The organism is Streptomyces sp. NPDC102441, from assembly GCF_044765585.1.
Taxonomy (GTDB): domain Bacteria; phylum Actinomycetota; class Actinomycetes; order Streptomycetales; family Streptomycetaceae; genus Streptomyces.
Window position 1 is genome coordinate 210,804 of record NZ_JBIWKH010000004.1, and the last position, 24,701, is coordinate 235,504.

The following is a 24,701-nucleotide window of genomic DNA, read 5'->3' on the forward strand; positions in this document are numbered from 1 at the left end:
CCGGAAGGCGGAGGCCGGTGGCACCGGAAGGCGGAGGCCGGTGGGTGGTGTCAGCCGCTGGTCCGGGCGTTCACGAGGGTCTCCGTGACATCGACGAAGTCCTTCTTCTCCGCGACGAGACGCCCCTTGCGGACCACCTGGAACGTCACCCGCCCATTGACGATGCGCCCGTAGGAGGCCGTCCCGACCATGTCCTCGAAGCGCCAGCGAAGGACCGGGGTCAAGCCACCGGTGTCCACCTCCGTGCCGCGGTTGAGACTGACGGAGACCCCGCCCGCCGTGACGTCCGGCCGGTCCATCGCCTCGACGACCGCCTTGAGCACGGTGTACGCGATCCAGGTCGTCTGCACCCCCGTGTCCTCGGGATCGATCCGGTCGTCCCCGAAGGCGTACTCCGTGATCACCTCACGCATCTCGTTCCAGCGGGTGTCGCCGGACGCCGGGTACCAGCCGGTGACGAGGGCCCCCTCGAAGGGGCTGTCCGGGCCGCCCGAGCGGTTGACGAGGCCTTGGCCGACGCTGCCGAGCACGGACGAGATCCGCACCTCGCCGTCCTCGGGTTCGAGCCGGCGGAAGGAGTCGAAGAACGTCTCCGTTCCCTTGCCGAGCACCGCGGTCACACAGCCGCCGTCCGCCTGGGTGAGGGCCTTGGCCGCCTCGGATTCGTACGACGTGGACTCCTCGGCCGCGCTTATGTCGTAGGACGCGGGCCGGCCGCTCCGGCTGAGGCTCGTGTCGAGAAGCCCGGGCATGGTGTCGCCGACCAGGGTGTCGGGCCGCACGAGCGAGACCCGCTCGCAACTGGCCGCCAGCTGCTCGCCGTTGCCCGCGAGGAGCGTCGGCTGGCCGCCGTTGACCGGGTAGGAGAGATAGCTCGTGAACTCGTCGGCCGAGGCGCCGTACCCGCCGATGTACGGGATCCCGGCCGCCTCCAGCGGAGCCAGGAACGCCCGCCCGTGCCTGCTGTACGAGCCGACGACCGCCGCCACGTCCTCGTCGGCCGCCCGCCGGGCGCACTTCGAGGCCCCGGTCGCGGTGTCCTGCTCGTTGCAGGTGAGCACGCGCAGCTCGTGGCCGTCGATCCCGCCCTTCTCGTTGATCCAGCGGGCGTAGGTCCTCGCCATGGCCGGCATGCCCGCCATGTTCACGGTGTCGGCCCCGGTGGTGTCGGGGGCCCACGTCATCACGGTGACGGGCTCCCTGGAGCCCCCAGAGGCTCCAGGGAGGACACCGCAGCCGGATGTCAGCAGCGCCCCGGCCGCCACCGATGTGAGGAACCCGTAGGGGCGGGGGGAGATGAGGCGTCGCCATCCGGTCATGGGCATGAACCCTCCCGGCTCACGGGTAACGCCACGGCGCCCTCCGGTCAACACACGGTGACGCGGAGGTGAATTACGGGGGGCCGCACACGGGCGCCGGAAGGGAACGTACGATCGGCAACCGTGCAGCAAGGTTCGGAGAACACTTCCCGTCGCGGCCGTCGCTCCTCCACCATGGGCGGCATGCCGCTCAATGACATGCCTTGGTGGCGCTGGCGCAGCAACGTGCGCTCGGCGCTGCACATGCTCTCCGACCCCGTCTTCCACCACGAGTGCTGGCTGGCCGGCCAGGAAGGGTACGGCGACGTGACCGACGCCGTGTACCGCCTGGTCGAGGACACCTGGCTCGACAACTGGTCCGCCGAGAAGTACGTGGGGACGATCTTCCGCGACTCCGCCGAGGCCGCCCTCGTGGACGTCGCCGCCCTGCGGGTGCTGCGCATCATGCACCAGGTAGGCGCCGACGCCCCCGTCTCCGCCTACCTGGAGCACCCGGGCTGGCAGGAAGCGGTCGTCGCCGCCCGCGAGGCCCATGTGATGCTCGCCACAAATGACGGCGAGGACCCCGACACTCCGCCGCGGTCCCTGGACGTGCTCCGCATCATGACCAGATCGGCGTGACCTGCGGAGGGTGTGGCACCCTACGGGAATGACCGCGCCGCAGCCCGCCGAATCCGTATCCGCTGCCTCGGACACCGTCGCCGAGCAGTACGTCCTGACGCTCTCCTGCCCCGACCGGCAGGGCATCGTGCACGCCGTGTCCAGCTATCTCTTCATGACCGGCTGCAACATCGAGGACAGTCAGCAGTTCGGCGACCACGACACCGGTCTCTTCTTCATGCGCGTCCACTTCTCGGCGGACGCCACGGTCACCGTGGACAAGCTGCGCGCCAGCTTCGCCGCGATCGGGGACTCCTTCCGGATGGAGTGGCAGATCCACCGGGCGAGTGACCGGATGCGGATCGTGCTGATGGTCAGCAAGTTCGGGCACTGCCTCAACGACCTGCTGTTCCGCTCGCGCACCGGCGCGCTGCCGGTCGAGATCGTGGCGGTCGTCTCCAACCACACGGACTTCGCCGAACTCGTCGCCTCGTACGGAGTCCCCTTCCGGCACATCCCCGTGAACAGGGAGAACAAGGCGGAGGCCGAGGCGCAGCTGCTGGAGCTCGTCCGTGGGGAGAACGTCGAGCTCGTCGTCCTGGCGCGCTACATGCAGGTGCTCTCGGACGATCTGTGCAAGCAGCTGAGCGGCCGGATCATCAACATCCACCACTCCTTCCTGCCGAGCTTCAAGGGCGCCAAGCCGTACCACCAGGCCCATGCGCGCGGTGTGAAGCTGATCGGCGCGACGGCCCACTACGTGACGGCCGACCTCGACGAGGGGCCGATCATCGAGCAGGAGGTCGAGCGAGTGGGTCACGGCGTCACGCCGGACCGGCTCGTCGCCGTCGGGCGCGACGTGGAGTGCCAGGCGCTGGCCCGCGCGGTGCAGTGGCACGCGGAACGCCGCATCCTGCTCAACGGCCGCCGTACGGTCGTCTTCCCGTGACGGGCGTGCTCACAGCCGGCTGAGGGAGGCCGCGGCGAACAGGACGTCGCGGATCGCCTCGCGGTCGCCCTCCTGGCCGGCAGCGGCTTCGACCGGCGGCACATGACCGGCGACGACCCGGCAGAACTCCACCCCGTCGAGCGCGACCTGCGCGACCGTGTGGGCGGGGGAGCCGAGGGCGGCCGGTGAGTCCAGCGCGATGTACCAGTCGCCGCCACCGCGTCCCTCGACCTCCAGGTGGAGGGAGCGGCCGGGGGAGCCGGCGGTGACCAGGTGGCGGGCGGGCGCGGCCAGCCCCGTGCGGCGGCGCTCGGCCAGGGTGGCGGGCAGCAGCCGGGCCGCCAGGTCGATCATCCCGTGGAGATGGGCGGCGGCGGGCGGCTCGTAGGGGTAGTCCACCGCGTCCGCGATGTCGCCGCCGTGCACCCAGCACTCGAAGGCCCGCTCCAGGAGCGAGTCCTGAAGCGGAAGGGCGAAGCCGCCGTACGGCACGGAGAGCTCCGCGACACCGCGGCCGGCGAACGACACCGTGCGGACGAGGGAGTGGCTCTGGTCACGCCAGGGCTCCCGTACGGTCCGGGTGAGCGGCCGGTGGGCGGCTGTCCAGTACGCCTCGGTGCGCTCGGTCGGTTGCAGAGGGGCGTCGCCCTTGCCCAGCGGGTCGTCAAGGCCGAGGGCCTTGGAGACCAGACCGTCGACCGCCGTCAGATGGCCGATCACCCCGGCGACCGTCGTCTTGCGGTTCACCTGCCGGTCGCCCTCGAACCACTTCAGCCGCACCGGTGCGTGCCACTCCGAGTCACCGATGTCCCGCAGCAGCGCGTCGAGCCGTGCGGTCTCCGCGTCGTACGGCGCGGCCCACGCGGGTACGGGAATGCGCGCGGGGCGCCGGCCCAGACAGCCCTCCAGCACCCGGGACCTGAGCATCGGGTCCAGGTCCAGGGTGCCGTCGGTGTGCAGCAGCCCCACCGCGTCGCGCAGCCGCAGTGCCTCGTCGGCGCAGGGCGCGCACGAGGTCAGGTGGTCCTCGACGGCCGCGGTCTCCTCGGCGGAGCAGGCCGCCAGGGCCCAGGCGCCGAGGAGTGACTTCAGCACCTTGTGGGGAAGCGGCGGGGAGGGCGCTTCCGGTGGCCCCGGTGGCCCGGGCGCTTCGAGCGATGGTTCCGGAGGCCCCGGCGGTTCGGGCGGATCCGGCGGCTCCGAGCCTCCGGAGGGCAGGACCGGGGGGAGTGTCTCCCGGTCGTCCGCGGCCGTCCTGGGCCCTGGTATGCGCCGTTCCACGGGCTGCTCCCCGTCGCGGCCGGTGCCGCCGTGGTCGCCGTTCACGGTGTCGGCCCGTATCCGGGAGGCGTCGCGTCCGCCGACGGCCGGATGTTCGCCGTGGCGAGCAGCTGAAGGCCGAGCCGCAGCCGGCGCCTGGCCTCGTCCCCGGTGACGCCGAGGTCGGCGGCGGCCTGCCGGTAGTCCCGGCGCTGGATGTACGCGAGTTCCAGGGCGGCGCGCAGAGGCGCGGGCATGGAGGCGACGATGTAGTCGGCACGGGCCGCCGCGGTGGCCTTGAGCACCTGGTGCTCCAGCTCCTCGGACCGTGCGCCCGCGTCGGGGCCCCCGGCCTCTCGCGTGCCGCGGAGCCGCTGCACGGACCGGCGATGGGTGAGCCTCGCCACCCAGGAGCGCATGGAGCCGTGTTTGGGGTCGTAGGCGTCGGGGTTCTCCCAGACGTAGCCGAACACCTCGCGTGTCACCTGGTCCGCGGCGTCCTCGTCGTCCAGCATGCGGTGGGCCTGGCTGTGCACGAGGGCGGCGAACCGGTCGTAGAGCTCACCGAGGGCAGCCGCCTCGCCACGCGCCAGCCGCTGCTGCATCCGGCGGTCCCAGCGCGGTGGTGCGTCCTTCGCCATCCAGCCCCCAGCCCTGTGCCTCTCGTCGTGTCGAATGTAGTCGGCGGCATAGTCCGAGCACGTACCTTTGCGGCAAGTACGTCCCTCAAGTGGCGCCGAATGATAGGGAATGCCTCACCCCTTGCCCTTTCCTGATCGCGTAAACGATCCTGAAGCGATCATTTCTGGATGAATCCTGTGCCAGGCTGGCGGGCAGAAGGGTGTTTCACCGGCTGGTACGCGGGAAGCCGCGAGGAGGAACGGAAACTTCCGGATCCTCCGGAGCCCCCGGGACGAGAGGCCGAGTCGCGTGACGCTGAAGGTGTACGAGACCGAGCAGGACGCGTGGACCGTGCTGCGGATCCACGGCGAACTCGATCTCGTGAGTTCACCTGTCGTGCGCCAGTCCGTTCACGGGGCGGTCGCCGCGGGACAGCACGACGTGGTCCTGGACCTCTCCGGAGTTTTCTTCTGCGAATCCAGCGGTGTCGGCGTCCTGATCGCCTCCCGCCGCCTCATGAAGTCCTGCGGCGGCCGGCTGCGGCTCATCCTCCCGGCCCGCGGCGCGGTCGACGGCTCGCACGTCAACAAGGTGCTCGGCGCCCTGGGCGTACGCCGGCTCTTCGACGTCTACCCCGACGCGGACGCGGCCACCGACGACGAGTCCCGGCCGCTCACAGCCTGAGGACCGCGGGTTCCGGCGCGAAACTGTCACATCCCCGCAGACCATCGGTGACACGTGACGCCTCCCGGCGTCGTACGCTCCCCGCATGGACAGCGCAGAGTACGAGCGCAAGATCGCGCACCGCTTCGCCGCCTTCGACCAGGATGGCAACGGATACATCGATCGCGCCGATTTCAACGCAGCCGCGGCCCGGCTGCTCACCGAGTTCGGTACGAAGGCCCGCTGTGACCGGGGCCAGTCCCTCTACACAGGTGCCGAGGCCTTCTGGCAGGGCATGGCGGGCATCGCCGACGTGGACGGGGACCAGCGGGTCAACCGGGAGGAGTTCCTCGGCGGGGCCGTGAAAAGGCTGCGTGACAACCCCGAACGCTTCGCGGAGATCGCGCGCCCCTTCCTGCGCGCGGCGATCGCCGTCGCCGCCGGCACGGACCCCGAGGGCGCCGGGCCCGTCTCGGCCCCGGTCGCCGCGGTGGAGCGCGCCCTGCGGGTGCTGGGCGCCGCGGACGACATCGCGAGCGTCGCGGCCCGGAGCCTGGACACCGATCAGGACGGCCGGATCGCCGAGGAGGAGGCGGTCACCGCCTTCTCCGCGTACTTCACCGTGATCGAGCCCGACGCCTAGGTCACCGTCATCGCGCGTCAACACGCCCAACGGCGTGAGCAGTTCGTGCCCTCTCGCGGCCCGGCCCCGGCCTTCCCGGGGCCGGGCCGCGGCGCGAGGTCCCGGGTGGTCGTGGCTGACCGGGGGCGTACGGGCCGTGTGCAGCGGGTGACGTAACGCGTCCGGAAGGTGAGTGCGCCCCCGGAGCGCCCTGTCACCGGGCGGAGTCGGGCGTCCGCGCTCGGGTACGCTCCGTTGGATGCGAGTGGTACTGGAAGCGGAGGATCCGGGTGCGGCCCCTGTGGCCACCCCTGGCGGCGCCCGGTGCCCTGCTCGCAACGCACGGAGCTGCGACGGGCCTGCCGGGGACTCGGTCCCCGTGGTGCCGGTCCGCTTCTGTTCGACTCTCCGCAGCGCGCGTCGCACAGTATGGACCACGCGTACTCCTTCGCGCTGGAATATGCCCGAAGCGCTTGTTGCGGTGACTGTACGTCAACCATGCTGTCTCGCAGGGGGGTCACGTTCCGTGACCCTGAGGAGGCGCTAGGCGATGTGTCCGCCGGTTCGGATGGTGTGAGCGGTGCAGGTGCTTCAGGTTCAGCTGGAGGTCGGGCCGGATCCCGCGGAGGTGGGACGGGCCCGCAGATGGGCGCGGTCGCGGCTGATCGGGTCCGGGATGGAGGACGACGAGCCGCTCGCGGAGACTCTGATCCTGCTGATCTCGGAGCTCGTCACCAACGCGGTGGTCCACACGGGCTGCCCGGCCGTGCTGCGGATGCTGTTCGGCTCGGCGAATCCGGCCGGCTCGGCGGCGACGGTGCGGGTCGAGGTGGCCGACACCAGCTGCCGTCCGCCCCAGCCGCGTCACGCGGAGGGTGAGGACACCAACGGCCGTGGTCTGGAGCTGGTGGACGGCCTGGCGGACCGCTGGGGTTGGCAGCCGGAGGGCGCGGGCAAGCGGATCTGGTGCGAGGTCGACCGGAGCGGTCCGGTGATGGTCCCGGTGGTCCAGGAGCAGCCCGGTGACCGGGCCAGCGCCTGAGGATGCCTGCGGCTCAGCGCCCCGGGGTCCCGGAGCGGAACGTCCGCCGGTAGGCCGTCGGTGACACCCCCAGCGCGGCCTGTGCATGCTGCCGCAGGGAGGTGGCCGTACCGAAGCCCGCGTCCCGTGCCACCTGGTCGATCGAGAGATCCGTGGACTCCAGCAGCTGCCGCGCCCGCTCCACCCTCTGCTGGGCGAGCCACTGCCCCGGGCTGACGCCGACCTCCTCGCGGAAGCGGCGGGTGAAGGTGCGCACGCTCATCGACTCCTGGCGCGCCATGTCGCGCAGCAGGATCGGCTGGTCCAGCCGGCCGAGCGCCCAGGTCCGCGCGGCGGTCGTCGCGGCGAGCCCCGCCTCGGGCAGCGGGCGCCGGATGAACTGCGCCTGGCCGCCGTCGCGGTACGGGGGCACGACGGTGCGGCGGGCGACGTCGTTGGCGACGGCGGTGCCGTGGTCGCGGCGCACCATGTGCAGGCAGAGATCTATCCCGGCGGCCACACCGGCCGAGGTCAGCACGTCCCCGTCGTCGATGAACAGGACGTCCGGGTCGACGCGGACCTTGGGGAAGAGCCGCTGGAAGTGGTCCGCCGATGACCAGTGGGTGGTGGCGGGGCGCCCGTCGAGAAGTCCGGCCGCGGCGAGGACGTAGCCGCCGGTGCAGATGGAGACCATCCGGGTCCCCGGTCTGATGTAGGCGAACGCGGCTGCCAGTTCGTCGGTGAGCCGGCCCTCCTCGTGGACGGGCCCGAGTTCGTACGAGGCGGGGACGACGACGGTGTCGGCGGTGGCGAGTGCCTCGGGGCCGTGCTCGGCGACGATGCTGAAGTCGGCGTCGGTGCGGACCGGGCCCGGCGGGCGTACGGAGCAGGTCACGACGTCGTACAGCTTCTCGCCCCCGCCGTCGGGGCTGCTGCTCAGCGAGCGCCCGAAGATCCGCTGGGGGATGCCCAGTTCGAAGGGGAGGACCCCGTCGAGCGCGAGAACGACGACACGGTGGCGCATCTGGACCCCTGCTCTCCCACGGATTGGCGGTGGCCGGTCACGGACTGATAAACGTACCGGCATGAAGGGGAAGCAGACCGGCCGCACGCCCGTTTCCGGGGCCGCCGCCGTCCGCCTGACCGCTGTGGTGGCGGCGCTCGTGACCGTGGCGGCGGGCCTCGGCGTCCGTTCGGCGGCGGGCGGGGACGTGGCGAAGTACGCCGGCGACGCGTTCTACACCGTGCTGATCCACACCCTCGTGGTCCTCCTCGTGCCCCGGGTCCGGCCGCTGACGGCCGCGGGCGCCGCGCTGGCCTTCAGCTGGGCGGTGGAACTGGCCCAGCTCACCGGCGTACCGGCCGAGCTGGCGCGGCGGAGCACGGCGGCACGGCTGGTGCTCGGCTCGACGTTCAACGTCCCGGATCTCCTCTGGTACGCGGCGGGGGCGGCCATGGCCTGGGCCGTCCACATCCGCCTGCGGTCCGGGCGTGCCCTCGCACGGGCCTGATCCCGTGGCCTGATCCCTGCGACATGCGTGACCATCCGGCCGATGTGGGCCTCGGAGTGCCGGAGTGCAGCTCGCGCGGTCCAGCGGCTCGAAGCCCGCGATCCGGTGGCTGTGTCAGCCCCTCCTGGCCAGTCGCCCGGCTATCTTCCGCGCGTCCAGGGCCATCTCGCGGAGCATGCCGCTGATCGGGTTGGTGAAGCCGGTGAAGTAGAGGCCCGGCGCACCTTCCGGGGTGCGGGCGCCGTGCACCACGGGGCGGCCCCTCGCGTCCAGTACGCCGAGGTGGCCGACCAGGTCCTCCAGGGCGCGTTCGTATCCGGTGGCCGCGATCACGGCGTCCGGGGTGATCCGGGTCCCGTCGGCCAGCATCACGGCGTCCCCTTCGAAGGACTCGACCGCTGCCACGGGCACCACACGGCCACGCTTCACCGCGTCGATCAGCCCGACGTCCTGGACGGGGATCGCGCCCTCCTTGACCCGGGAGTACAGGCCCGTGTCCGGGCGGGGGAGCCCCTGTTCCGCCAGGTCGGGGACGGCGACACGGCACATCAGACTGCCGGCCCGGTCGACGAGCCGGACCGGCAGTCTGCGGACCAGTACGGCGGTCGCCTGGGCGGGCCAGCCGGCCGTGGAGCGGCGCACGATGTGCGGGGTCGTACGGACCGCGATCCGCACCCGGGACGCGCCGCCCTCGACGAGGTCCACGGCGATCTCCGCGCCGGTGTTGCCGATGCCGACGACGAGGACGTCCTTCCCGGCGTACGGGGCCGGGCCCCGGTACTCCGCGGCGTGCGCCAGCTCGCCGGTGAAGTTGTCGCGGCCGGGCCACAGGGGGATCCGCGGGGTGTGGTTGAAGCCGGTGGCGACCACCACCGCCCGCCCGGTGAGCACCCGGCCGCCGGTCGCGCTCAGCTGCCAGCCCGTACCGTCGCCGGCCCGGTCGATCCGGGACACCTCGACCCCCGTCACCACCTCCAGCTCGTGGTGCTCGGCGTACTTCTCCAGGTAGCGCACCATGTCGTCGCGCGACACCCAGCGCCCGAACCGGCGGGGCATCGCCAGCCCGGGCAGCGCCGACCAGCGCCGGGTCGTGTGGAGGTGCAGCCGGTCGTAGTGGCCGCGCCAGGACGATCCGACGCTGCCGGACTTCTCCAGCACCAGCGCCCGTACGCCCTGTTCCCGCAGGGCCGCCGCGGCGGCGAGGCCGCCCGGGCCGCCGCCGATCACATAGACCGGCCGACCGTCGGTGCGGTCGACCGAGGCGGGCAGGGCGTCACCGGCGGCGGGGGTGGATTCGGGCATGCTTCGGAGCGTAAATAGGACATGGACATGATGGGTTCCGGTCCGGGCGGGAATCGGTTGCGAAATGATCACGGGCTTGTGGAGGCGGGCGGCGCCGGCCCCGTTCAGAGGCCGGGAGCGCCCCACACCGGGAACCAGCGTGAGAGGTCCTCCTCCACCCGGAGGTCGTCGCCGAGCGTGGCCCGCACCTGGAGTTCCAACTGGTTGTCGCGCTTCTCCCCGCCGCCCGGAGCCGGGGCGAAGGGATAGAACGTGCCCCGCTTGTAGAGGTAGACCAGCGCCAGCGAACGTCCCTCCGGATTCCTGAACCCGATCATCGAGCAGAGCAGATGCGGGCCGAAGCCGCCGTCCTGGAGGAGGGTGTTGACCGCGTGCAGGTCGTTGACCAGGGCTGCTGTGCCGTCGTCACCGGGTTCCTGGCGGGCGAGCAGCCAGGTGTAGCCGTAGGTGTCCCGGCTGAGTTCGACCGGGATCCCGCCCCGTGCCGTGTCCGCGTCGAGCAGCTCCCGGACGTCCTGCTGGATACGGGCGAACGTGCCGCCCTCCACCCCCGCGAAGCACACCGAGCCCAGCCCGGTGGGCGTGAAACCGGTGCCGGCCTGGAGGGTGAGCGCTGCGGACGGCACCGCGAAGAGCTGGTCGAGGTCGGGGCGGACCGGTTTGCTGCGCCCCAGGATGCTGTCGAGCAGGCCCACGGAGGCTCCTTACGGGTGGGACAGGCCGGCGGAGATGCGGGCCAGCTGGTCCAGACGCTGTTCGAGGGTCGGGTGGGAGGAGAGCAGCCGGCCCAGGCTCTCCTTGGCGGCGAAGGCGGGCACGAAGTAGAAGGCGTTGTACGGCTCCGCCTTCCGCAGGTCCTCCGTCGGGATCCTGGCCATCTGTCCGCTCACCTTGGTGAGGGCGGAGGCGAGCGCCGACGGCCGGCCGGTGAGCAGGGCGGCCGTACGGTCGGCGGAGAGCTCCCGGTAGCGGGAGAGCAGCCGGGTCAGCAGGAAGCTCAGGGCGTACACCACCGCGCTGATCAGCGGGATGAGCATGATGATGATGCCGGCGGGGTCGTTGCCCCGGCTGTTGCGGGCGAAGCCGCCCCACAGGGCGACCCGGGTGATGATTCCCGCGAGGACCCCGAGGAACGACGCGATGGTCATCACGGCGACATCGCGGTGCGCGACGTGTGACATCTCGTGGGCGAGCACTCCTTCGAGCTCCTCCGGCTCCAGTCTGCGCAGTAGTCCGGTCGTGGCGCAGACCAGGGCGGTCTTCTCGCTGCGGCCGGTCGCGAAGGCGTTCGGCACGTCGCTCTGCGCGATGGCCACCCGGGGCTTGGGCATGTCGGCGAGGGCGCAGATCCGGTCGATCGCACCGTGCAGCTCGGGCGCCTCCTGAGGGGTGACCTCCCGAGCGCCCATGCCGTATGCCGCGATGCGGTCGCTGAACCAGAACTGGGCGATGAACAGGCCACCGGTGATGACCAGGATGATGGGCCAGGAGCCCCGCAGGACAGCCAGCAGTACGCCCACGAGGACCACGTACAGCAGCCCGATGAAGAACATCGTGCTCACCATGCGGGTGGTCAGGCCTCGGTCCGGGGCGTAACGGGAACGCGTTCGTGCCATGGGTGCCTCCAGTAGCTCACCTGACTCCCATAGTGCCCCTTTCCCGGGTAAACGGGATGTGAAGGGTTGTGCCGCTGCTCCCGGTCGGGTTCAGGGCCAGAGGAGCTCGCGGGTCCAGCCCGCGCCGTCCCGGCGGTAGCGCAGCCGCACATGCCGGCGCCGGTCGTCGCCCTGGAAGAACTCCACCTCCCGCGGCTCGGCCACGTACCGCGTCCAGGTCTCCGCCTCGGCGTCCGGCTGCTCCCGCGCGCGCTCCCAGGCCGCCTCGGAGGCCCGTACGAGGTCCTCGTACGCGGGCAGCACCTCGCTCTGCGACCCGGTCAGTGCGGCGGCCAGCGCGCCGGTGGACCTGGCGCGCAGATCGGCCCGGCTCTCCTCGCGGCTCGCGGGGGCGACTGTGCCCCGCACGCGCACCTGACGGCCCTGGGCCGGCCAGTAGAAGCCGAGCGCGGCGTACGGGCGGCCCGCGAGCTGGCGGCCCTTCGCGCTGGTGGCGTGGGTGGCGAAGTGCCAGCCGCGCTCGTCGGCGTCGTGCAGCATCAGCGTGCGCACATCGGGCCGGCCGTCCGCGTCCGCCGTCGCCAGGGTCATGGCGTGCGGCTCGGCCTGTCCGGCGGCCACCGCCTCGGCGAACCAGGTGTGGAAGAGGGGGAGGGGCGCCGCGGGGGTGGCGGACGGGTCGAACGGGGGGAGGGGCACGTCCCAGACGCGCTGTGCGTGGAGCAGGTCGCGGAAGTCCTTCTGTGCATCGCTCATGGGTCCATTCCACAGCGTCCGGCGCCGGTGCGGAAACGCCGACGGCGGACCACAGGGGTGGTCCGCCGTCGGTGAGACAGGACGTGGGGAGCCGCGCGGGAACACGGCGCCCGGCGTGTGCGGGGGAGTCCTGGCCGGGGCCTACCTGACCGGCTTCTTGCCGGTGATGCCCAGATGGACCAACAGGGAGAGGTTGGGCCGGAGTTCGGCCTGCTTCACGCCCCAGGTGCTGAAGCTCTTCTGGTGCGAGGCGACCCCCGCGAGCATGACGACCAGGGATCCGGCCACCGCGCCGGGGCTGACGTCCTTGTCCACCTTGCCCTTGGCCTGGAGCTCCTTGACCGCGTCCGTCAGGGAGTTGGTCACGGTGCTCAGGACCTTCATGCGGATCTTGTAGAACCGCTTGTCGCCCTCGGCCGCGCCGAGATCGACGACGCGGAGGATCGCGTCGTGGCGCCGCCAGAAGTCGAGGAATCCCTCGACGAGTTCCTCGGAGGCCTGCCAGCCGGCTTTGCCGACCCAGGAGCGGCCGCCGACCAGTTCGGTCAGTCCGGCACCTTCCTTGGCCATTCCCTCGGCGAGTTCGAGAACGGCGCCCTCGACGTCGGGGAAATACTGGTAGAAAGTCGCGGGTGAAGTCCCCGCCTTCCGTGCGACGTCGATGACTTTGACGTCCCGGTACGGCGAGGAGCTGAGCATCTCGCTGAGGCAGTCGAGCAGCTTCTGCCGCGTCGCCTGACCTCGCCGACCAGCCACGCGGCCGTCGACGGTGCGTACTTGTCCTGTCATGCCGTCAGCTTACCGAGGGGTGATCCGAGCGCGATCTGACCGACTGCAAATGGGGAACGCCCCAGTGCGGGCAGGGCGGACAGCGCAATTCACGGAGCAGTGGTGATCCTTTCTGCGCGGGCACAGGTGTTTATGGAATTGCCCTTCTTCCCGCACCGGGTGTGCTCCGGTGCGATGTTGTTATCAACAGCCTGTGGATAACTTCGGTGGACAACTTCTGTCCACGCGGGTCGCAGAACCTTCACGATTCGGGCAAAAGTTCTATTCAGCCCCCCGGGGCGCGCCGGAAGGCCCCCGCCGTTACGTTGAGTGTGATGGGCGTCACCTCGACCTCTGCGACGGAAGGACCCGGGCCATGGCCGTATTCGCGCAGTCCGCGCCGTGCTGGGTGGATGTGCAGCTCTCCGACCTGGAGGCCGGCAAGCGCTTCTACGGCGGGCTCTTCGGCTGGACTTTCCGTGCGGGCGACGGCATGCCCTTCGCAGACGCGTACAGCGACGGTGAACTCGTCGCCGCGCTCGCCGCCAAGCAGGACGGCCGCATGCCCACGACCTGGGGCGTCTACTTCTCCACCGACGACATCCTCGCCACCGTCGCGCTGGTCAGGAAGGCGGGCGGCCAGGTGATCACCGACCCGGTGCGGGCCGGCGGCGCCGGGGTCCTCGCCCAGGCGGCCGACCCCGGCGGCGCGGTCTTCGGCCTGTGGCAGGCGGGTGAGCGCGCGGGTTTCGAGAAGCAGAACAGGCCGGCAGCCTTCTGCTGGACCGAGGTCTACACCCGGCAGCCGGAGCGCGTGGACGCCTTCTACGAGGAGGTCCTCGGCTTCCAGGGCACGGACATCGAGCTGCCCGGCGACGCCGGGGCCGGTGAGCCGTTCCGGATCTGGTCACCTGCCGGGACCGAGCCCGGCGAGGACACCGCGGTCGGCGGCCGCGCGGTCATCACGGACGCCTTCCCCGCGATGCTGCCCAGCTACTTCCTCAGCTACTTCGCCGTCGTCGACTGCGACGGCACCGCGGAGGCCGCCGCACGCCTCGGTGGCCGGATCACGGCACCTCCCCTGGACATTCCGTACGGGCGGATGGCGGTCCTCCAGGACGACCAGGGTGCGGCTTTCGCCGTTCTCCAGCCGGCCGAGCTGCTGCCGTAGCCGTTTCCGGGGGTTCCGGCGGGTGTCCTGAAAGGGATGGAGTGCCACACAACACTCCGTTCCGCCCCCGGGTTCGCAACCGGGCCCCGAGCCAGGAAGAATCAAGGGTGCGCACCGCCAAGTGGTGCCCAGTGGTGAGACGCTGCACAGGGCGGGATTTCGCGGGCTTCTGTTCCTGAGGCCCGTACGGGGAGGTGGCAGGCAAGTGGAGCAGCTGACGCAGCATGACCCGAGGCGGATCGGCCCGTTCGAGGTGCTGGCACGGCTCGGGGCCGGCGGCATGGGGCTGGTCTATCTGGCGCGGTCGGCGTCGGGCCGACGCGTGGCGATCAAGACGGTCCGTACGGAACTGGCCGAGGACCAGCTGTTCCGGGTCCGCTTCACGCGTGAGGTGGAGGCCGCTCGCGCGGTCAGCGGTTTCTACACCGCCGCCGTGGTCGACGCGGACCCGAGGGCTGCCGTTCCCTGGCTGGCCACCGCCTACGTCCCCGCCCCCTCCCTCGAGGAGATAGTGAATGAGTGCGGGCCGATGCCGACCCAGGCCGTGCGCTGGCTGGCCGCCGGGATCGCCGAGGCCCTCCAGTCGATCCACGGGGCCGGTCTCGTCCACCGCGACCTGAAGCCGTCCAACGTCCTCGTGGTCGAGGACGGTCCGCGGGTGATCGACTTCGGCATCGCGTCCGGCGTCTCCAACACCCGGCTGACCATGACGAACGTCGCGGTGGGCACGCCCGCGTACATGTCTCCGGAGCAGGCCCGCGACTCGCGCAGCGTGACGGGCGCCAGCGATGTGTTCTCGCTCGGCTCGACCCTCGTCTTCGCTGCGACGGGACACGCGCCCTACCACGGGGCGAATCCGGTCGAGACCGTGTTCATGCTGCTGCGGGAGGGCCCCGACACCGAGGGACTGCCCGACGACCTGCGTCCGCTCCTGGAGTCCTGCATGCAGATGGACGCGGCCCGGCGGCCCAGCCCCGCGGATCTGCAGTCCCTGCTCGCCCCGCATCTTTTCGCCTCTGGCAGCGACGACAGCGGCACGGCGTCCGCCTGGCTGCCGGCCTCCGCGACCGCGATGATCGAGCAGCGCCGCGGAGGTGGCCGAGCCGTCGCGGTCGCGCCCGCCCCCGTGGTCGTGCCTCCGCCCCCGTCCCGGCCGCCGCCGGGCGCCGACTGGGACGGCGCGTGGCGCAGCGGCGGTGACCTGCGCACGGCTCCGGCCCCCGCGCCCGCCCCCGACGGCGGTCCCGTGCACCTGCCCGGCGCCCAGGTCCCGATCGGCCCCGGGCCGCGCCCCGTGGACGTGCGGGGCCCCGCTGCCGCGCACGCCGACCCGGCCACCGGCTGGGTGCGGGCCCCCGGGCAGACCTCGGCCGCGCCGGTCCCCGCGCCGGTGCCGGCCCCCGCCCAGGCGCCGGACGCGGCGCCCGCCGCACCGGACCGCTGGCGGCCGTGGCGTTTCCGTATGTCGAACGACGTGTGGGGCACACCCGTCGTGGTGGGCGATCTGCTGTACGTGACGTCCTTCGAGGTCCACGCCCTGGACGTGGGCAACGGGCGCCGTCAGTTCAAGACCCGTGACGTGGCCTGGTCCATGACCGTCGACGGTGGCCGTATCCACGCCTCGGACGGCCCGTCGCTGTACGCGCTGGACGCCGCGACCGGCAGTGAGCGGTGGCGGCTCCAGACGGACGCCTGGGTGTACTCCCTCAAGGCCGACCGGGGCACGGTTCTGACCGGGACGCGGGGCGGCGGCGTACAGGCGTGGGAGGCGTCCAGCGGCGAGAAGCTCTGGGAGACCTCCGGCGTCCAGACGGACTTCGAGACGCCGGAGGCCGGTCCCGTCATCCACGACGGCACGGTGTTCCTCTGGCAGGACGCCAGGCTGCGGGCCGTCGACGCGCGCACGGGCACTGAGCGGTGGTCGTACCCCATCGGCGACGCCGCCTCCTGCGGCGGGGTCCCGGTCCGGGTCACCCCCGCGCCCGACGGCTTCGTTTACGTCGCGGCGGGCACCCGGGTGCTGGCCGTGGACTCGGTCTCGGGCCGGGTGCGCTGGCACTTCGAGTCACCGGCCGCGTTCCTCTCCCCGCCCGCCTTCGCGCCGGGACCGGCGGTCACGGGCGGCGGGGTGTACCTCGCGGACTACCTCGGCACCGTGTACGCCCTTGACGCCTCCACCGGCAAGGACCGGTGGCGGATCGCGACGGAGGCCCGGCAGTCCATCGAGCCCGTGCTCGTCACGGCGGGCAACGTGCATGTCGGCAGCGGCAGCGCGCTCTACACCCTGGACGCGGTGACCGGAACGCCGAAGTGGCGTTTCGCGGCGGGCGGCGAGGTGGTCGGCGCCCCGGTGGTCGCGGACGGCCGGGTCCACTTCGGTTCGGCGGACCACGTCCTCTACACCCTGGACGCGGCAGGTGGCCAGCTCCGCTGGAAGCTGGCCACGGGCGGCGAGATCACGGGCTCCCCGGTGGCGCAGGCGGGCGTCGTCTACGCGTGCAGCAAGGACCGCTGTGTCTACGCCCTGGACGCGCTCAAGGGCACGGGGACGGGGAACAGGGCCCGGGCCTGACGCCCCTCAGGGGTGGGGCGGGTGATACCCGTCCCGGCCCTGCTGGTCGCCCTCGTCGGGGTGCTGCACGGGGTACTGGGCGGTGTCCTCGTCGCCCGGGGAGGCGCCCGGGGAGGCCCGGTGCCGGCCCGGCCCCGTGTACGGATCCGCCTCGGGTTCCGGCGCGGGGGACGTCTGTGCGGCAGGCCCTGGCTCCTGCGTCGGCGGCCAGGTGTCCGGCCGGTCGTCCGCCGGTACTGGATACGGCTCGGAGGTGTACGCCGGCCGGTCCGCGTTCTTCTTCTTCCGGCCGGACATCAGCAGCGCGCCCAGCAGGAGCAGCACACCGCCCGCCAGCGCCTGCGCCACGCCCCACCGCAGCCCGTTCCCGTCACCGTCGACCGTGAGGCTCCCTGCCTCCTGGCCCTGGCGGACCATCCACAGCACGGTGAAGCCGATCACGATCAGGCCGGCGAGGGTCACGATCCAGCGGGAGCGGAACACGACGCCGACGAGGGTCACCAGGGCGGCGAAGAGGAACGGCAGCAGGATCGAGCCCATCACGGACGACGAGGCGCCGCTGATGCCGTTGAACAGGTCCTGGATGCGGTAGTCCCGCCCGAGGCGGTCGTTGAACCAACTGTGGAAGGTGCTCTGCACGGCCGCCGCGGCTCCCACGAGTGCGACGACGGAGCCGAGGACATTGCGGATCATCGACAGCCTCCCGGGCCAAGGCGCACTGCTGTGCGCACCGCTCCCCGCGCTCGACGCTACGCCTGGCCGATCTTCCCTGCCATCGGAGACGATGACGAGACCGTGACAGGCTCATGACCGGGCCATGGGTAAGTGCCGGGATGCTGTGCGTTACGGTGTCGCGCGGCCGTGCGACGGCCTGGAAGCCGACTACGACAACAAGGGGGGCTGCATCGATGATGCGGCGACAGATGAGGTTCGCGGCGGTGCTCGTCGTGGTGGTGCTCGCGCTCACCGGATTCTCGACGTCCAGCCACGGCGGGAAGAGCGGGAAGAGCCGGAGCGGCAAGAGCAGCAGTTCGGGCGGCGGCTGCTCCAGCTCGAAGAAGAGCAACGGCAGCTACCACGACTACGACGACGATGACTACGACAGCTCGTCGAGCTCGGCCGGCGGCTCCGCGTACGAGTCGGCCACACCGGCCGCGACCGCTTCGGAGTCGCCCAGCCTGCGCGTGATCCGCTGCGCGGCGCCCAAGAAGGGCAAGCGCAGGGCGACGACCGCCTCGTCGGTGGAGATCCGCTCGACCGCGGCGGTCACGCACACGTACGAGGTGGACGTGACGTTCGTCGACGCCAAGGGCCTGACCGTCGACACGGGTGAGACCGACATCGAGGTCGACGCCGGCGAGAAGCAGGTCATCTCTGTCCCCATGGACAGCCCCCGCTCGGTCTCCCGAGTGAAGCGCTGCCTGGTGACGGCGGAGCTGCGGTACTGACCCTGCCCGGTATGGTGCTGGGTATGGCAACCAAGAAGTACACCGTCACTCTGCCGGAGGAGCTCGCGGAGGAGATCCGCAGCGAGGTGGGCCCGGGCGCGTTCAGCGCGTATGTCACGCATGCCATAGAGCGTCAGCGTGAGCAGGACCGGCTGGGCGAGCTGGTGGCATGGATGCAGGAGAAGGACGGGCCGCTCACCGAGGAGGAGCAGGCGGCGGCGTCGGCGGAGATCCGCGAGATCGAGCGGTGGTTCGAGGAGCGGGCGCACGGAGAGGCGACGGCCGCGTGACGCCCGAACTGTGCTTCGTGCTGGACTGTGAGGCTCTGTCGCGGGCAGTGTCCCGTGAGCGGGTCATGACGGGGGTGCTCACCAAGGCGCACCAGGTGGGGATCCGTGTAGTGACCAGTTCCATGACCCTCATCGAGGCTTACCACGGCAAGATCCGGCGCGCGGAGTGGAGCTGGGTCATGTCCCGCATCGCCGTGGAGCCGGTGACCAAGGACGTGGCGGACGAGGCGATCGGCCTGCTGAGCGAGACCGGCCTGCACGGCCACAAGTACGCCATCGACGCGGCGCTCGCGGTCGTCGCGGGGCGGCAGCGGGGGCGGGTCGCGGTCCTCACCTCGGACGAGGACGACATGCGGAAGCTGTGCCGGTCGGAGGTGCAGGTCCGGGCGTTGTGACCGGGGAGCATGCAGCGGGGCCCGAGCCGTCCGGCTCGGGCCCCGCTCCATGTGCGCGGACATGCAGCGGCCGCGACGGCTCCCCCTCCGCGCCGCCGCGGCCGCTCCCCGTGCGGGTTAGGTCTAGTTGGCCGGCTCGCTCGTGGCGTGCGAGTCATCGGTGGTGGCCTCGTCGCCTGTCGCGTGCGAGTCCTGGACGGTGATCTCGTCGCCGGTGGCGTGTGAGTCCGTCGGCTTGAGGATGTCGCTCTTGTCGGCCATGAAGTTCAACTCCTGAAACGATTGTGGCTGCGGGTGTGAGCCCGCCCAGCGGTTCCCCCGTGGATCGCCGGGCGGGCCTTCTGGGGCCGATCACCCTAACGGTGAGGCCACTCGCCGATCCGTCTGCCCCCCGATGCGACGAACCGATGAGTAGAGAGTGCCGTGAGGCGATAAACGATTGATGAACGCCGGTCAGGAGGCCCTGACCGCAGGGACCGGGGCCAGAAGTTCGCGCACGGTAGCGGCCTCGGGCGAGCCGAGGTCGTCGAAGATCGGCAGCGCCTCGTTCCAGCAGACCTGGGCACGGTCTGTCTGGCCGATGCCCGCGAGTCCCCGGCCCAGTGTGGTGAGTACGTTCGCGCGGCGCCAGTCACCACCGATGCCGCGCAGGGTCGCCAGCGCCTGCTCGGCGTGCGACGCCGCATGGGCGGGCTGACGGATGGCGAGGTACAGCTCTGCCAGCCGGAACAGTGTCATTCCGTGCCAGAGCTGCTGCCGGCTGTCGCGGAATATCGACATGGCTTCGGTGAGTACTTCCTGGGCGGAGGCCGTGCTCCCCGTGGCGGTGAGCGCCAGCCCCAGGGCGTATTTCCCGTTGGCGAGGCGCAGGGCCAGCCCCGAGGCGTCCGCCTCGTAGATGCCGACGCCCTGCTGGGCGAGGTCCACGGCGCTCGCCGTTCTCCCCGTGGCCAGGTGGACACGGGAGAGGTTGCAGAGGGCACTGGCCTCTCCGGGGCTGTTGCCATCTGCGCGAAACGCCTCTATGGCCTCTTGGAGGTAGGCCTCCCCTTCCTCAGGGTGATTGCGGTAGATGGAGAGGATGCCTCGTTCGTTGGGGGCGTTGCCGCTGGTCCACGGATCGCCTGCGGCAATGCCGAGCGCCATGGCGTGGTGCGCCTCGGTGTCGGCCTGCTCGAATCGCCCGGCCGTGCTGTACACCTGCGTCAGCGTGGTGCGTGCGCGCCCCTCCGCCTGGGCGTCACCTGCGGCCATGGCAGCGTCGCGTAGAGCGAGAGCCGCAGTCTCGTAACGGCGGGCGTTCGCTCCTGATTCCGCCAGATCCTTCACTGCCATCAGGAGATCGACGGCCCGCCGCAGAGACTGCTTGCCATGTGACTGGAGAACGCAGGCGAGCAGGCAGTCAGCCTCGGCGTAGAGCCAGTCGAGTGCGTGCGAGCGTTCGGCGAAGGTGAGCCCCGGGTATCGGGTGGGCTCCAGGTGATTGACCGTCCGGTCCCCCGGCCGCTCCAGCGCGTACACTCCCGCCGCCGTGGCCAGGTAGAAGTCCAGCAGCCGCGAGAGCGCCAGCTCCCGTCCCACCGGGGGGTGTTCGTCGCGTTCGGCGCATGCACGCGCGTAGAGCCGCACCAGGTCGTGGTAGCGGTAGCGGCCAGGGGCCGCGGACTCCAGGAGGCTGGTGTCGACCAGGGTCTCCAGGAGGGCCTCCGCCGTGTGGAGGTCGAGGTCCAGGAGCGCGGCGGCCGCCGCGAGGGAGATGTCGGGGCCGTCCGCCAGGCCCAGGAGGCGGAAGGCGCGGGCCTGGGCCGGTTCCAGCTGGCCGTAGCCGAGTTCGAAGGTGGCCTTCACCGCGAGGTCGCCCGCCTGGAGTTCGTCGAGGCGGCGGCGTTCGTCGGCGAGCTTCGCCGCCAGCACCGAGACCGTCCAGGTGCGGCGGGCGGCGAGCCGGGAGGCGGCGATGCGGATGGCCAGGGGCAGGAAGCCGCACGCGGCCACCACGTCCAGGGCCGCGTCGCGCTCCGACCGGACGCGTTCGTCGCCGACGATGCGGGTGAAGAGCTGCAAGGCCTCCTCGGGGGACATCACGTCCAGGTCCACGAGGTGCGCGCCCGCCAGGTCGACCATGCGTACGCGGCTGGTGACCAGGGCCGCGCAGCCCTCGGTGCCGGGGAGCAGCGGCCGGATCTGGGCCGCGTCATGGGCGTTGTCGAGCAGGATCAGGATGCGGCGGCCGTCCAGGGTGGAGCGGTAGAGCGCGGCGCGCTCGTCCAGGGTGTCCGGGATCGCGGAGTCGGCGGTGCCCAGGGCGCGCAGGAACGCGCCGAGGACGGTCTCGGGTTCTGCGGCCCTGGCGCCCGCGCCCTGGAGGTCGACGTACAGCTGGCCGTCCGGGAAGTGCGGGCGTGCCTGGTGGGCGACGTGCACGGCGAGGGTCGTCTTGCCGACGCCGCCGATACCGGCGAGCGCGGAGACCGCCATCACGGAACCCTCGGCGGTCGCGAGCCGGGCACCCAGTTCGCGTACGAACGCGGCGCGGCCCGTGAAGTCCGGGACGGTGGCGGGGAGCTGGGCCGGCCGGACCGGAGCGGCGGCAGGGGCCGGCTCGTCGGCGGGGCGGGCCAGCTCCTCGTCGGCCCGGAGGATCCGCTGCTGGAGCTGGGCGAGTTCGGGGCGCGGGTCGACGCCCAGTTCCTCCGCGAGCAGGCGGCGGGTGTCGGCGTACACCGCGAGGGCCTCGGCCTGCCGGCCGCTGCGGTACAGGGCGACCATCAGAAGCTCGCGAAGCCGTTCGCGCAGGGGGTGCGCCGCGGTCAGGGCGGTGAGTTCGGAGACCGCCTCCGCGTGGCAGCCGAGCTCCAGGTCCAGGTCAAGCCGGGTCTCGGTGAGCTGGAGGCGCCACTCCTCCATGCTGGTGCGCTGGTTCTCCGCGTACGGGCCGGGGAGGGAGGCGAGCGCCTCGCCGTCCCAGAGGCCGAGCAGCTTGTTGATCAGGGCACGGGCCTGGCCGCGGTCCCCGCCGCCGCGGGCCTTCTCCGCCTCCGCCGCCAGGTCCTGGGCGAGCGTCAGGTCGAGCGTCTCGCGAGGGATCCGTACGGCGTAGCCCCCGGACTCGCTGACCAGGGTGTCCTGGCCGAGGATCTTGCGGAGCCGGGACGCGTACGTCCGTACCGTGGCCAGCGCCTGGGACGGGGGGGCGTCGCCCCAGAGGGCGTCGATGAGTTCGGCGGCGGTGGCCGTGCGGCCGTGGCGCAGGAGCAGGGCGGCCAGCAGGGCGCGTTGCTGCGGGGACCCGGAGGGCAGGAGCTCGCTGCCGCGCCAGGCGCGTACGGGGCCGAGCACCGTGAAGCGCAGTTCGGTGCCGGCTGACGGTTCCTGCGGAGCGCGTTGCTCCGGAACGCGCACGCCAGGTCCGTTGTCGCGGTCCATGATGCCCCCCTGTCCTGCTTGCCCCGCCGGTCCTGCTGGTCCCGCTCGGCTTCGAGCCGTTGGTATCGCGGTCAACAGTCTGCCTTGTTATGGGCGGGCTCGTCAGTATCGGGTGGTGCTCTGCACAGGCCCTCGACAATGATGGGGGGCGGGGGCTCGTCGTCAGCCGCGGCGCTTCGGGTCGAGCAACTGCTCGCGCAGCGCGGTGAGCTGGTGCGAGGACTCCACGGCCCGGGTCTCGTCCAGGGTGGCCAGGGCCAGGAGCAGCGCGTCGGCGACGAGCAGTCCGGTGAGGGACTCCGCCGTGATGCCGGTCGGGGTGTGCGGTGCGGTGAGGACCGCCTCGACGCGGTCCGCGTACACATCGCCCAGTTCGTCCGTGACCAGCACGACCCTGGCGCCGACCGCGCGGGCGCGTTCCATCATCACGGTGAGCTCCACCAGCCGCCGGCCCGGCTGGAAGATGACCACGGCGTCGCCCTGTCCCAGGGCGAGCAGCTGGTCGGCGAGGGCGAAGCCCGTCTCGGAGACGAATCGGGCCCGGCGGCCGATCCTGCCCAGCGCGAGCGCGAGGTGGCGGGCGCCGGGTTCCGAGGCGGCGATGCCGTAGCAGAACACCTCGTGCGCCTCGGCCAGGACGGCCACCGCGCGTCTCACGGCGTCCGGTTCGGTGAGTCTGCGGGCGTGCTCGACACGCTCCTGGGCCTCGTCGAAGACGTCGCTCCAGATGGAGTCCAGGTCCCGGCCCACGTGCGCGATGCGCCGCCTGAGGCGCACCTCGGGGGCCACCGTCGAGGTGAAGTCGTTGGCCAGCTCGCGCTTCAGGGCGGGCAGGCCCGCGTAGCCGAGGCGCTGGAGGGCGCGTACGACGGTGGCGTTGCTGGTGGAGCTGGCGGCGCCGAGCTCCTGGGCGCTGGCGAAGAGCAGTTGCTCGACGGGGGCGGTGACCAGGTACTGCGCGACGGCACGTTCGGAGGTCGACAGATCATCCCATTGGTCACGAATTGCCGCACGCAGCCGTGTCACTCCGGTTTCGTTCTCTGGAATTTCCATTACAACCATTGACTTCCGTGTGACCCGCGTTACTGTCCTGGGCAGAACGTTCCAAGGGGAACGCATCCTGAAATCGACGTTACAGGATCAGGGTGATCCGCAGGCCGTCGTTGGGTGAAGCGTTCCGTCGCGAGGAGAACAATGGCACCCCGTTCCATCACACCCGCTCCCGCCCGGGTCCTCCCGGTCATCGAGATCTCCGGCAGTCCGCTCGACCGCGGGCGCCAGTACGGCGAAGCCGTGCGGCCCCAACTGCTCGCCGCCCTGGGCTACTACGAGGAGGCGTTCGGCCGGTCCGCCGGGCTGACCTGGGACCGGGTCGCCGCCCGCGCCGGACGCTGGCTGGACCCCGTACGCGACTACGCGCCGGAGCTCGTCGATGAGATGCAGGGCATCGCGGACGGCGCGGGCGTCGGCCTCCTCGACGTCCTCGCCCTGAACGCGCGCGGCGAGGTCATCTACGACAAGTCCTTCGCGGAGATGGAGGCCGCGGGACAGAAGGCCGACGAGGAGCCCGCCGAGGGCTGCACCTCCTTCGCCGCCTACGGCGAGGCCAGCGGCGACGGGCACGTCTACGCCGGACAGAACTGGGACTGGCGCGCGGGCGTCCAGGACACCGTCGTCATGATCCGTATCGTCCAGCCTCCGAAACCGACCCTGATCATGCAGGTCGAGGCCGGCCAGGTCGGCCGCCAGGGCGCCAACTCCGCCGGCATCGCGCTCAACGCCAACGGCCTCGGCGGCCGCTTCGACGACGCGGTCGGGCTGCCCCAGACCGTCGTACGCCGCAGCGTCCTGGACCAGAGCAACATCACCGACGCGCTCGACGTGCTCTGCCGCACCCGTGCCCACATCGCCAGCAACGCGCTCCTCACCTGCCGCGAGGGCTTCGCCATCGACCTGGAGACGACTCCGGCCGGGCACGGCTGGATGTATCCGACGGACGGCCTGCTCGTGCACGGCAACCACTACCAGGCGGGCGTACCCGCCCAGCTGGCCACATCGGGGTACCGGCCCATGTCCTCGGACTCGCTGGTCCGCGTCCCGCGCGCCGAACAGGGCCTCAGGGCGCTGCGCGGCTCCACCGGACCCGAGGAGTCCCGCGCGGTCATCCGCCGGGCCATGTCCGACCACCTCGGTCACCCGGAATCCCTGTGCACCCACCCCGACCCGCGCCGCCCGGCCGTCGAGCACTGGACCACGCTCGTCTCCTCCCTGGCCGACCTGACCTCCGGCGACTACCGCGTGACCGCCGGTACCCCCTGCGACCGCGAGTACCAGCACCTGCCCTGGAATCTCTACGACGGCCCGTACGGCCAGAACTGACAGGACATCAGT

The 24,701-nt window shown here is 71.6% G+C and carries 25 protein-coding genes; 12 read left to right on the plus strand and 13 right to left on the minus strand.

Going from position 1 to position 24,701, the window contains the following annotated elements; translation table 11 throughout:
• Positions 1-50 precede the first annotated feature (50 nt).
• Positions 51-1,319 (minus strand): ABC transporter substrate-binding protein, encoded by a 1,269-nt coding sequence (locus ACIREO_RS09685; protein ID WP_404107525.1) that lies wholly within the window; start codon positions 1,317-1,319, stop codon positions 51-53.
• 174 nt (positions 1,320-1,493) lie between these two features.
• On the opposite strand from ACIREO_RS09685, the gene ACIREO_RS09690 reads away from it, so the two are divergent.
• Both ACIREO_RS09690 and purU read left to right on the plus strand, forming a co-directional pair.
• A complete protein-coding gene (locus tag ACIREO_RS09690; protein ID WP_404107526.1) occupies positions 1,494-1,940 on the plus strand; it encodes a hypothetical protein in 447 nt (148 codons plus the stop codon).
• A gap of 28 nt (positions 1,941-1,968) precedes the next feature.
• Entirely contained in the window at positions 1,969-2,868 is a 900-nt protein-coding gene (gene purU, locus ACIREO_RS09695; protein WP_404107012.1) for a formyltetrahydrofolate deformylase, read from the plus strand.
• 9 nt (positions 2,869-2,877) lie between these two features.
• On the opposite strand, the gene ACIREO_RS09700 is transcribed toward purU, so the two are convergent.
• Positions 2,878-4,194, minus strand: coding sequence for a zf-HC2 domain-containing protein (locus ACIREO_RS09700; protein ID WP_404107014.1), 1,317 nt, complete (start codon positions 4,192-4,194; stop codon positions 2,878-2,880).
• The gene (locus tag ACIREO_RS09705) at positions 4,191-4,769 is read right to left on the minus strand and encodes an RNA polymerase sigma factor (protein WP_404107015.1); all 579 of its coding nucleotides are present in this window, start codon (positions 4,767-4,769) and stop codon (positions 4,191-4,193) included. Before ACIREO_RS09705 ends, ACIREO_RS09700 begins: the two co-directional genes overlap by 4 nt.
• Before the next feature lie 289 nt (positions 4,770-5,058).
• Between ACIREO_RS09705 and ACIREO_RS09710 the strand changes: the two genes are divergently transcribed.
• The 3 genes from ACIREO_RS09710 to ACIREO_RS09720 all read left to right on the plus strand — a co-directional run bounded on the left by ACIREO_RS09710 (position 5,059) and on the right by ACIREO_RS09720 (position 7,076).
• Positions 5,059-5,433 (plus strand): STAS domain-containing protein, encoded by a 375-nt coding sequence (locus ACIREO_RS09710; protein WP_404107017.1) that lies wholly within the window; start codon positions 5,059-5,061, stop codon positions 5,431-5,433.
• A gap of 85 nt (positions 5,434-5,518) precedes the next feature.
• Positions 5,519-6,055 carry an EF-hand domain-containing protein gene (locus ACIREO_RS09715; protein WP_404107019.1) on the plus strand — a complete coding sequence of 179 codons (537 nt, stop codon included), beginning with the start codon at positions 5,519-5,521 and terminating at the stop codon, positions 6,053-6,055.
• A 559-nt stretch (positions 6,056-6,614) separates the two neighbouring features.
• Positions 6,615-7,076 (plus strand): ATP-binding protein, encoded by a 462-nt coding sequence (locus ACIREO_RS09720; RefSeq protein WP_404107021.1) that lies wholly within the window; start codon positions 6,615-6,617, stop codon positions 7,074-7,076.
• A 13-nt stretch (positions 7,077-7,089) separates the two neighbouring features.
• Here the strand turns inward: ACIREO_RS09720 and ACIREO_RS09725 are convergent, their stop codons facing one another.
• Complete coding sequence (locus ACIREO_RS09725; protein WP_404107023.1) at positions 7,090-8,079, minus strand: GlxA family transcriptional regulator; 990 nt, start codon at positions 8,077-8,079, stop codon at positions 7,090-7,092.
• 61 nt (positions 8,080-8,140) lie between these two features.
• Between ACIREO_RS09725 and ACIREO_RS09730 the strand changes: the two genes are divergently transcribed.
• Positions 8,141-8,566, plus strand: a complete 426-nt coding sequence (locus ACIREO_RS09730; protein WP_404107025.1) for a DUF2809 domain-containing protein — start codon at positions 8,141-8,143, stop codon at positions 8,564-8,566.
• A 114-nt stretch (positions 8,567-8,680) separates the two neighbouring features.
• Here the strand turns inward: ACIREO_RS09730 and ACIREO_RS09735 are convergent, their stop codons facing one another.
• From ACIREO_RS09735 to ACIREO_RS09755, 5 genes are all read right to left on the minus strand, one after another.
• The gene (locus tag ACIREO_RS09735; RefSeq protein WP_404107027.1) at positions 8,681-9,868 is read right to left on the minus strand and encodes a flavin-containing monooxygenase; all 1,188 of its coding nucleotides are present in this window, start codon (positions 9,866-9,868) and stop codon (positions 8,681-8,683) included.
• Between the two features lie 104 nt (positions 9,869-9,972).
• Entirely contained in the window at positions 9,973-10,563 is a 591-nt protein-coding gene (locus ACIREO_RS09740) for a hypothetical protein (protein WP_404107029.1), read from the minus strand.
• Positions 10,564-10,572: 9 nt separating this feature from the next.
• Positions 10,573-11,484: a zinc metalloprotease HtpX gene (gene htpX, locus ACIREO_RS09745; protein WP_404107031.1), complete on the minus strand. Its 912-nt coding sequence runs from the start codon at positions 11,482-11,484 to the stop codon at positions 10,573-10,575.
• 90 nt (positions 11,485-11,574) lie between these two features.
• Positions 11,575-12,240 (minus strand): pyridoxal 5'-phosphate synthase, encoded by a 666-nt coding sequence (locus tag ACIREO_RS09750; RefSeq protein WP_404107033.1) that lies wholly within the window; start codon positions 12,238-12,240, stop codon positions 11,575-11,577.
• A 141-nt stretch (positions 12,241-12,381) separates the two neighbouring features.
• The gene (locus ACIREO_RS09755; RefSeq protein ID WP_404107034.1) at positions 12,382-13,029 is read right to left on the minus strand and encodes a TetR family transcriptional regulator; all 648 of its coding nucleotides are present in this window, start codon (positions 13,027-13,029) and stop codon (positions 12,382-12,384) included.
• A gap of 355 nt (positions 13,030-13,384) precedes the next feature.
• Here ACIREO_RS09755 and ACIREO_RS09760 point away from each other — a divergent pair, with 355 nt between their 5' ends.
• Both ACIREO_RS09760 and ACIREO_RS09765 read left to right on the plus strand, forming a co-directional pair.
• Positions 13,385-14,179, plus strand: coding sequence for a VOC family protein (locus ACIREO_RS09760; RefSeq protein ID WP_404107036.1), 795 nt, complete (start codon positions 13,385-13,387; stop codon positions 14,177-14,179).
• Between the two features lie 205 nt (positions 14,180-14,384).
• Positions 14,385-16,751 carry a PQQ-binding-like beta-propeller repeat protein gene (locus ACIREO_RS09765; protein WP_404107038.1) on the plus strand — a complete coding sequence of 789 codons (2,367 nt, stop codon included), beginning with the start codon at positions 14,385-14,387 and terminating at the stop codon, positions 16,749-16,751.
• A 6-nt stretch (positions 16,752-16,757) separates the two neighbouring features.
• Here the strand turns inward: ACIREO_RS09765 and ACIREO_RS09770 are convergent, their stop codons facing one another.
• The gene (locus ACIREO_RS09770; protein WP_404107040.1) at positions 16,758-17,444 is read right to left on the minus strand and encodes a hypothetical protein; all 687 of its coding nucleotides are present in this window, start codon (positions 17,442-17,444) and stop codon (positions 16,758-16,760) included.
• Positions 17,445-17,659: 215 nt separating this feature from the next.
• Between ACIREO_RS09770 and ACIREO_RS09775 the strand changes: the two genes are divergently transcribed.
• From ACIREO_RS09775 to ACIREO_RS09785, 3 genes are read left to right on the plus strand one after another with little or no spacing between them, the layout of a single operon-like run.
• Complete coding sequence (locus tag ACIREO_RS09775; protein ID WP_404107042.1) at positions 17,660-18,199, plus strand: hypothetical protein; 540 nt, start codon at positions 17,660-17,662, stop codon at positions 18,197-18,199.
• A gap of 23 nt (positions 18,200-18,222) precedes the next feature.
• Entirely contained in the window at positions 18,223-18,489 is a 267-nt protein-coding gene (locus ACIREO_RS09780; protein ID WP_404107043.1) for a hypothetical protein, read from the plus strand.
• Positions 18,486-18,884, plus strand: a complete 399-nt coding sequence (locus ACIREO_RS09785; RefSeq protein ID WP_404107045.1) for a PIN domain-containing protein — start codon at positions 18,486-18,488, stop codon at positions 18,882-18,884. The genes ACIREO_RS09780 and ACIREO_RS09785 overlap by 4 nt, the downstream gene beginning before the upstream one ends.
• 123 nt (positions 18,885-19,007) lie before the next feature.
• Here the strand turns inward: ACIREO_RS09785 and ACIREO_RS09790 are convergent, their stop codons facing one another.
• From ACIREO_RS09790 to ACIREO_RS09800, 3 genes are all read right to left on the minus strand, one after another.
• A complete protein-coding gene (locus ACIREO_RS09790) occupies positions 19,008-19,145 on the minus strand; it encodes a hypothetical protein (protein WP_404107047.1) in 138 nt (45 codons plus the stop codon).
• Positions 19,146-19,337: 192 nt separating this feature from the next.
• Positions 19,338-22,310, minus strand: coding sequence for an AfsR/SARP family transcriptional regulator (locus ACIREO_RS09795; RefSeq protein ID WP_404107049.1), 2,973 nt, complete (start codon positions 22,308-22,310; stop codon positions 19,338-19,340).
• Positions 22,311-22,472: 162 nt separating this feature from the next.
• Positions 22,473-23,372: a MurR/RpiR family transcriptional regulator gene (locus ACIREO_RS09800; RefSeq protein WP_404107051.1), complete on the minus strand. Its 900-nt coding sequence runs from the start codon at positions 23,370-23,372 to the stop codon at positions 22,473-22,475.
• A gap of 132 nt (positions 23,373-23,504) precedes the next feature.
• On the opposite strand from ACIREO_RS09800, the gene ACIREO_RS09805 reads away from it, so the two are divergent.
• Entirely contained in the window at positions 23,505-24,689 is a 1,185-nt protein-coding gene (locus ACIREO_RS09805; RefSeq protein WP_404107052.1) for a C45 family autoproteolytic acyltransferase/hydolase, read from the plus strand.
• The last annotated feature ends 12 nt before the right edge of the window (positions 24,690-24,701 follow it).